The following is a 7,476-nucleotide window of genomic DNA, read 5'->3' on the forward strand; positions in this document are numbered from 1 at the left end:
GAGATAGCCCGCCGGGTCATCCGGTTCGCAATGAAAAATGCCAGCATTATAAGCGCCACCATGATGAACACCGTGATGAATACATTAAATCCCATCATCTTCCCTCTCTTTCCTTTTTAGGGCCGTGTTACCCACTCCTCATCAAGACCTTGCCGATCTTTTTACCCCTTCCTCTTTACTGAACTATATGAAAGAGAGAAAATGGGTGGCTGGCGCAAACATCACCCCTTTTGAAGTAAAAATACTCTTAAATTTTCCGGGCTCTCTTACGACCTGCACCGCATATTTGGGTTTAAGCCGATCGGCGAAATATCTTAAAGTCGAATCCACATCGCTCGCTGTCAACTTGGTTTCAACCAAAGCATGGGGTTTCCGGCGGTCCGTGATCAGGAAATCCACCTCTCTTTTCTCCCGGTCCCGGACATAATAAAGGGCAAAATCCCCATACCCCCAATCCGTCCAGGCCTCGCAGAGCTTATGCAAATGGAGGGCAACCAGGTTTTCGAATTTTGCCCCCGGGTTCTCAATGGCTGAAAAATCGAACAGGTAGACTTTCTCTTCCCGCCTCAATGTCCGGGTTAAGGTCCCGGCATAGGGCCGGATTTTAAAAAGATAATAAAGCCGTTCCAGAGCTTCCAGCCATCCCTGGACGGTCATAAAATTCACCCCCAAATCTTCCCTGAGGGCATTCACTGATAAAGGGGATCCGATCCGGTCGGGGAGAAGGGCAACCAGCGTTTCCAGAAGGCCAATCTCGCGAATCCGGGTAAGGTCCCTTAAATCCTCTCGAATCACCAAAGTCTCGCGGGAATGACGCCACCGCCGAAGACGGATTTCACTTCCGGAAAATAGGGGTTCGGGGAACCCGGTCAAGGTCTCCAAGTCCCGAAGACTTTCCCTGGCGCCCGAGAGGGTTTTTCCTTCCAGAAGATTCTGCCAAAATTCTTCCGGTGAATGAACGGTCTTGCGGTCCGAACGTAACATTTCCCCTAACGTAAAAGGATGCAAATGGTAGAGATGATACCGACCCAATAGGGAATCTCCTCCGCGCTGATAGATGTCGAGCCGCCCGCTACCGGTCACCAGGACTTCGAGATCTTTCCCCCGGGCATCGAAGAAACCCTTAAGAAATCGCTTCCACCTCGGATATTTATGAATCTCGTCCAAACATATGCGCGGCTTGCGCGGGGAGGGGATCGGGGCGGCCCTTTCCCAGAAATCTTCAGGGTTTTTAATGATGGCCTTCCGGTGGCTTTCTATATCCCAATTAAAATAGAAAGCCTCCATCCCTGCCTGGTGCAAAAGATGTTTGGCCAGAGTTGTTTTCCCCACTTGCCTGGGACCCGCAACGAAGGCCATTTTGGCTTCTTCGGCGAAGAATCTTACAATTTCGGGTGTTAGATAGCGCATGCCACTATTTCCATATGACTATAAATTTGTCATGACAATTTTATAGGATTATATAATTTACAATCCTGTCTTTCAACATCTCTCTTTCCTGCTCACGCCACCTAATGTACAATAAAACCTTGCGGGTCATATGGCGATGGCCTCCCTGAATATGGTCTCCCGCAGCTCCTCTCGCACGTCCCGCTTCGGCACGAGGTCTACTTTTTCCCCCAATATTTCGTTCAGATAGAGCTCTGCTCCGACAAGCTCAAGGGGTAATCTTTCGCTTTAGAAGCCATAGACCTCTCCTTCTGAAGTGCATAGGATCAATTTTTTTCAAATGTTATATCATCTGCAAAAAATAGACCAGAAAAATCCTGCAGAGGTAAGCCCCTCACCAGCGTCTTCTCCCCCGATAAACTATCGATCACTTTACGGAAAGCGGGCTTGCGAAATTTATCTTTATAATAGGGGAAAAGGAGAAGGGGTGGTTAGGCTATCTTCAGAATTATAAAAACGCTTCGTTATAGATGCCTTTTCATAACCCCAAAAGCCGACGGGCATTCTCCCGAAAAATTAGCTGTTTTTCTTCTTCCTGCAAGGGAAGATCCTTGAACCATTTAATCTGAGGGACAGGGTCTGTAGTAGAGGGGTAATCAGTGGCAAAGAGGACTTTTTCCACACCATGTTGGCGGATGAGATCGATCACCTCGTCCGACCTAAGGCTCTGGATATTCGGCCCCCAACAGGTGTCAATATAAATATCCCTGCCAATAATCCACTTCCGGGCCTCATCCAGCATGAAGAGACCACCGAAATGAGCGGCCACGATCTTAAGGGAGGGAAAACGCTCTTTGAGATGGGCAATATCTTGCGGGCCGGTGCCGGGAGGATGGGAAGGGTTAACAGGGTCCTTCCCTACATGGAAATAAGCAATCATACCCTCTTGAGCCATGGCACCATAAATGGGGAAGAGGTTTTCATCTCGCGCCCGGATGGGCTGGAAGAGGGAATGAAATTTTATCCCCTTGATACCTTTCCCCTTAATCCTTCTTACCTCTCCTACCGGGTCCTCCATATTGGGGAGGATAGTGCCGAAGCTGAAGAGGGTCTGGTTATCGTTAATCTCAATGAGGAAGTTATTCGCTGCACCCACTACTTCGGGCCTTTCCGCCACACAGAAGGTCACGACCGCCTCGATTGCGCATCTTTTCATATAGGCCTTTATATCCTTCAGGGTGAAGTCTCCCGCAAGCGGAATGTGATCGCCTGCTGTGGCCTGGAGTCGTTGAACAACTTTGGGAGCAATTTTATCCGGATAGATATGAGTGTGGGTATCGATCATTTAAAATCCTTTCGCTTTCTCCTTTATGGTTTGAAACTGTGGTCGAGATGGACATCGATCAAGACCGGACCCTGCTGGCTCAGGGCACGAGCAAGAGCCGCTTGCACCTCCTGAATCTTCTCACACCTTTCCCCCGGAACCCCCAGAGCTCGAGCCAGGCCCACGAAATCTATCCCGGGGCGCTCCAGGTCCATGCCGATGTAGGCATCACTCTTGGCGGAGTAGCCATGCAGGGCGTAAGTTCGCTCCTTAAGGATGCGATATCCGCTATTGTTGCAAATGACAAATACAACAGCCAAGCCGTAATGAGCTGCGGTCCAGAGACCCTGGAAGGAATACATGGCGCTCCCATCACCGATAAGGGCTACGACGGGGCGATCGCCCAAGGCCAACTTGACGCCCAAGGCTGCAGGGATGCCCCAGCCAATCCCCCCACCGCGCATACCATAATAACTATGGGGGTCCTCGCTTTTATACAGGGCTCTGAGAGCGCGCCCGGAAGAGATCGTTTCATCGACGACAACGGCATTGGCCGGGAGGATATCGCATACAGCTTCCATCAGGACCAGAGGAGTGATAGGCATTCTCTCCCTTTCTTCTTTCGCTTTTTCTCTGAGTCCCAGGAGGGTCTTTTCCTTAATCTGGCGTACTTGTTCCAGGCGAAGCTGGGCTTCTTTTCGCCGGTTTTCGCTCATCTTTTCTTTCAGAGCTTTTTCCAATTCGGGTAAGGTCTCCTTGGGATCCCCAAGGACGGCGATCCGGGCCGGGTAGTTCTTCCCAATCTCCCATGGGTCGAGGTGGAGATGGATGATGGTTAGGCCGGGAGGAATCGGATCGATCTCCGAAGGCAAGGACATGGTTAGAAGATCGGCGCCGACAGAAAAGAGGGCATCCGCATCCTGTAGAGCCTGGCGGGCTGTTCTCTGGACACGAGGAATCGGTCCCAAAGAGAGGGGATGGGAAGAAGGAAAATTACAAGTTCCTGATACCGTCTGTTGATAAACAGGAGCTCCGAGCAGTTCCGCCACCCGGGCTAACTCGGCATGGGCGTCGCCGCGGGCCACGGCATCACCCGCGATGATAATCGGATGCTTCGCCTTGCTCAAAATTTCGGCTGCCGCTTCGATCGCAGCCTGGGAAGCCCGGAGACGAGGATCGATCCGGGTGGGAGCTCCCAGATCGATCTCTCCCTTAGCTTTTAGAACATCAGCAGGAAGGGAAAGGAAGACCGGGCCCGCAGGGGGGAAAACGGCCACTTTTGCGGCCCGGTGTATCGCCCGGGGTAAATCCTCGAGGCGGAGGATCTCGTAGGACCACTTCACCCAAGGCTTGGCCACGTCGGGAAGGTTGGAATGGAGGATGGGTTCGGTGATGAGGAAGCTCTGGTCGTGCTGTCCGGCCGTGACCAGAAGGGGGGAATTGGCTTTGTAGGCATTGTAGAGCATCCCCATCGAATTCCCGATTCCCGGGGTGGTATGGACATTGACGACCCCCAACTTTCCCGAGGCGATCGCATAGCCATCGGCCATCGAGACGGCTACCCCCTCGTGCAGGGCCAAAAAATACCGAATCTCCTTTTGACCTTGCAGGGCATCCATGAGAGGAAGCTCCGTGGTCCCGGGGTTGCCGAAAATACAATCCGCCCCTTCTTGTTTCAGGATCTCCAAAAAAGCCGTTGACCCGGAAATAAATGGCATGGCCCCTCCTGCGGCAGAAATCGCTCAGACTGATTTTTTTATCATAGCATAGTCCATGACTCCGAAATAATACAAACACAATAATTTTTTTATCCCCCCCTCGACTCCCCCTCACCCCATCCCGCTCCCCCACATGGGGGGAGAGGGGAAGGGGGATTATTTTCCCATTTCTTTCTTCCCCATTTCTTTCTTGCTTTTCCCAAATTCGCTCGGTAAATTAAAGCCAGGAGGGATCATGTCTTATCGCCGCGGCATCATTGCCATCATGGGTTCTGGGGAGACGACTGATTCGATGGTCCGGGTGCACCGGGATCTCCTGCAGAAACTGACCCCACCTGTCAAGGCCGTATTCATCGATACTCCGGCAGGCTTCCAGATGAATGCCGACGACCTTTTCGAAAAGACAAGGGAATATTTCGAAAAACGTCTCGGGCAAACTATGGAACATATGGCCTTCAAATCTTCTACGAATATTTCCCTCTACGAATCCGAGAAGGCTTTTCAAACTCTCCGCCAGTCAGATTATATTTTCGTGGGCCCCGGAAGCCCCACTTACGCCCTAAAAAATTGGGCCGGGACTCCCATCCCTCAAATTATTTTCGAAAAGGTCCAAAGCGGCGCCTGCTTCATCGCTGCCAGCGCTGCCGCCCTGACCCTCGGCCGATTTACGCTTCCGGTTTACGAAATATACAAGGTGGGAGAAGAATTACACTGGATCGAGGGAATGAATTTGTTGGGTAGGTGTGGACTGAATATCGTCGTGATCCCCCACTGGAATAACGCCGAAGGGGGCACCCATGACACCCGGTTCTGCTACATGGGGGAACCGCGATTGATTCGGCTCGAAGAAATGCTTCCCGAGGATATCCCGATTCTCGGCATTGATGAGCATACGGCCTGCATTCTGGACTTCGAGGAAGAAAAAGTTTTAGTCCGGGGCATCGGAGGCGTGACGTTGCACCACCGAGGTTCCCAAAAGATATTCAACGATGGAGAGATCCTCCCCTTGGATGAGTTCAAAGGGTTGGCCAGGCCTTCCCTCGAAGAAAAACCCGGGGAACCCCCAAAAATCCAGGCCACCGAACCTGCCGCTGAACCATTTATGGAGCAGGTTAAATCATTCAAAGAATCTTTCGATCGATATCTTCAGGATCATCAAGGGGAAGCTTTGATCAATGTACTTGTGACCTTGGATAAAATAATCTGGAAATCTTGCAAAGATTTTGAGGATGAAGACCTGATCTCCCAGGCCCGGGAGACGCTTAGAGGAATGATCGTTCAACTTGGCCTTCGCTTCGACGAGTGTCCCAAAGATGTTGTGCCCATCCTTTCACCTCTGATGGATATTCTTCTGGATATTCGAACCAGGCTCCGTGCAGCTAAACAGTGGGAAATTGCGGATGACATCCGGGACAAATTACTTCAGTCTGGAATTGTTGTGGAGGATACCCCTCAGGGGACTCAATGGCACCTTAAAACATAGGGCATAGCGCATAGCATCATGAACAAAGAAAATAATTGTCCTACAACCTCATTGACCCCTCAGACCATCGCTATTACAGGAGGAAAGATGGACGAAGACGCTGTCCTGATTGAACCACGGAAAATCCCTGGCGATCCCAAGATCGATCACCCCATTGTTCTAACCCTTTTTGAACCTTACCTGGAATTTCTCCGCAAGGAACTGAAGATTAAAAAAACCGCTTTGGCGCGATTGCGTTTTCCCTCCATGACTTACTGTACGACAAGGATGGACGGGAAAAAAATTTCCGTTTTCGGAACGCCGTTAGGCGCTCCCCAGGCTGCGATTATTCTGGAAAGGCTGATCGCTATGGGAGCGCGGAAGATTTTTGCTTTCGGATGTTGCGGCTCCCTGCAACCGGATCTCTCCGCAGGCCACCTGGTCATTCCTACCGAGGCCTTGAGTGAAGAAGGAACCTCTATTCATTACCCCCTGCCGGAGGGAGTGGCGGGCAAGGCCGATGAATTAATTGCTCAAATATGCCGGGAGAAATGTCAGGAGGAAGGTTTCAAAGTACTATCCGGAAAAGTCTGGACAACGGATGCCCTCTTTCGGGAAACCCGAGGGCAAGTTAAACGTTATGCCGAGATGGGCTTCCTCGCCGTGGAAATGGAAATGTCCGCCCTATTTACCGTCGCCGCCTTTCGCCAAGTCCAACTTGGCGGCCTGATGGTGGTTTCCGACGAACTGGGAACGCTCAAATGGAAAACGGGATTCTTAAATCCTTATTTCTGGCTGGCTTCAAAAAAAGCAGCTAAGATAGCCATTGAATCTTGCCTGGCTCTCTGAAAAAAATTTTTTCTCAATTTTTTTCCTCCGGCCCTTATTTCTTTTTAAACAATTTTTTCAAATCCTCGAAGGCCTCCTTAAATCTCTCTTTTAATTCCTTCCCGGTTTTCTTAGGGGCCCCTCGGGTCTTTTCAAATTCTTTGCCAGCTTTGTCCGGGAATTCGGCGGCTGACTTTTTTAACTCTTTTCCAGCCTCTTTGATATCCTTTTTGACCGCTTTCATCTCCTTTTTGGCTTTTTGCTTAGCTTTTTCCACCAGGCTTTGGGGGGTGGATTCTTTATTACCGGAGAGTTCCTCCTTTTCCTGGCCCTGCGCAAGGGCCACGGAGAATATTAACATCAGGGCGAAAAAAGTTAGGCCTATTAATTGTTTCCATCTTCCCACTTTCTTTTACCCTCCTTTATCACCTTCTCATGGAGACGCGATAGCCAATAATCGATGAGGGACAAATTCTAAGCATATATAGTAGCACCCGGAAGACAATTTGTTCAAGAAAATTGGGCTGGGGCAATTCATTTGACGATCTTTAGGAATCGCTATAGAATGCTTTTAGGGCCGAACGCTCCCTTATGAATCCCCAAGCGAGTAAAAACTTTTCTAAGTCCATGTTCGGCCGATAAAAGAATTGGCAAGGCTAATTGGGCAAAGTCCGTTTCTTATAATCTTTTTTTATAAAAAGAAAAAACTTCAACTTTTTGCCAAAGAGAGGAGAGATCCATGGGAAAAATGGTGA

6 protein-coding genes are annotated in these 7,476 nt (G+C 50.1%); 2 read left to right on the forward strand and 4 right to left on the reverse strand.

Annotation, left to right across the window (positions count from 1 at the left end; genetic code table 11):
* Window positions 1–183: 183 nt before the first annotated feature.
* From Q7V48_05255 to Q7V48_05265, 3 genes are all read right to left on the reverse strand, one after another.
* Window positions 184–1,410 carry an ATP-binding protein gene (locus tag Q7V48_05255; GenBank protein MDO9210142.1) on the reverse strand — a complete coding sequence of 409 codons (1,227 nt, stop codon included), beginning with the start codon at window positions 1,408–1,410 and terminating at the stop codon, window positions 184–186.
* A 517-nt stretch (window positions 1,411–1,927) separates the two neighbouring features.
* Window positions 1,928–2,734: an amidohydrolase family protein gene (locus Q7V48_05260; GenBank protein ID MDO9210143.1), complete on the reverse strand. Its 807-nt coding sequence runs from the start codon at window positions 2,732–2,734 to the stop codon at window positions 1,928–1,930.
* 23 nt (window positions 2,735–2,757) lie between these two features.
* On the reverse strand, window positions 2,758–4,431 hold the full coding sequence (locus Q7V48_05265) for a thiamine pyrophosphate-binding protein (GenBank protein MDO9210144.1): 1,674 nt from the start codon (window positions 4,429–4,431) through the stop codon (window positions 2,758–2,760).
* A 235-nt stretch (window positions 4,432–4,666) separates the two neighbouring features.
* Between Q7V48_05265 and Q7V48_05270 the strand changes: the two genes are divergently transcribed.
* Together Q7V48_05270 and Q7V48_05275 are read left to right on the forward strand one after the other, a co-directional pair.
* The gene (locus Q7V48_05270; GenBank protein ID MDO9210145.1) at window positions 4,667–5,914 is read left to right on the forward strand and encodes a Type 1 glutamine amidotransferase-like domain-containing protein; all 1,248 of its coding nucleotides are present in this window, start codon (window positions 4,667–4,669) and stop codon (window positions 5,912–5,914) included.
* Between the two features lie 87 nt (window positions 5,915–6,001).
* On the forward strand, window positions 6,002–6,742 hold the full coding sequence (locus tag Q7V48_05275) for a nucleoside phosphorylase (protein MDO9210146.1): 741 nt from the start codon (window positions 6,002–6,004) through the stop codon (window positions 6,740–6,742).
* A 34-nt stretch (window positions 6,743–6,776) separates the two neighbouring features.
* Here the strand turns inward: Q7V48_05275 and Q7V48_05280 are convergent, their stop codons facing one another.
* A complete protein-coding gene (locus tag Q7V48_05280) occupies window positions 6,777–7,127 on the reverse strand; it encodes a hypothetical protein (protein ID MDO9210147.1) in 351 nt (116 codons plus the stop codon).
* Window positions 7,128–7,476 lie beyond the last annotated feature (349 nt).

It is taken from the genome of Deltaproteobacteria bacterium (genome assembly GCA_030654105.1).
Classification (GTDB): Bacteria; Desulfobacterota; SM23-61; order SM23-61; family SM23-61; genus JAHJQK01.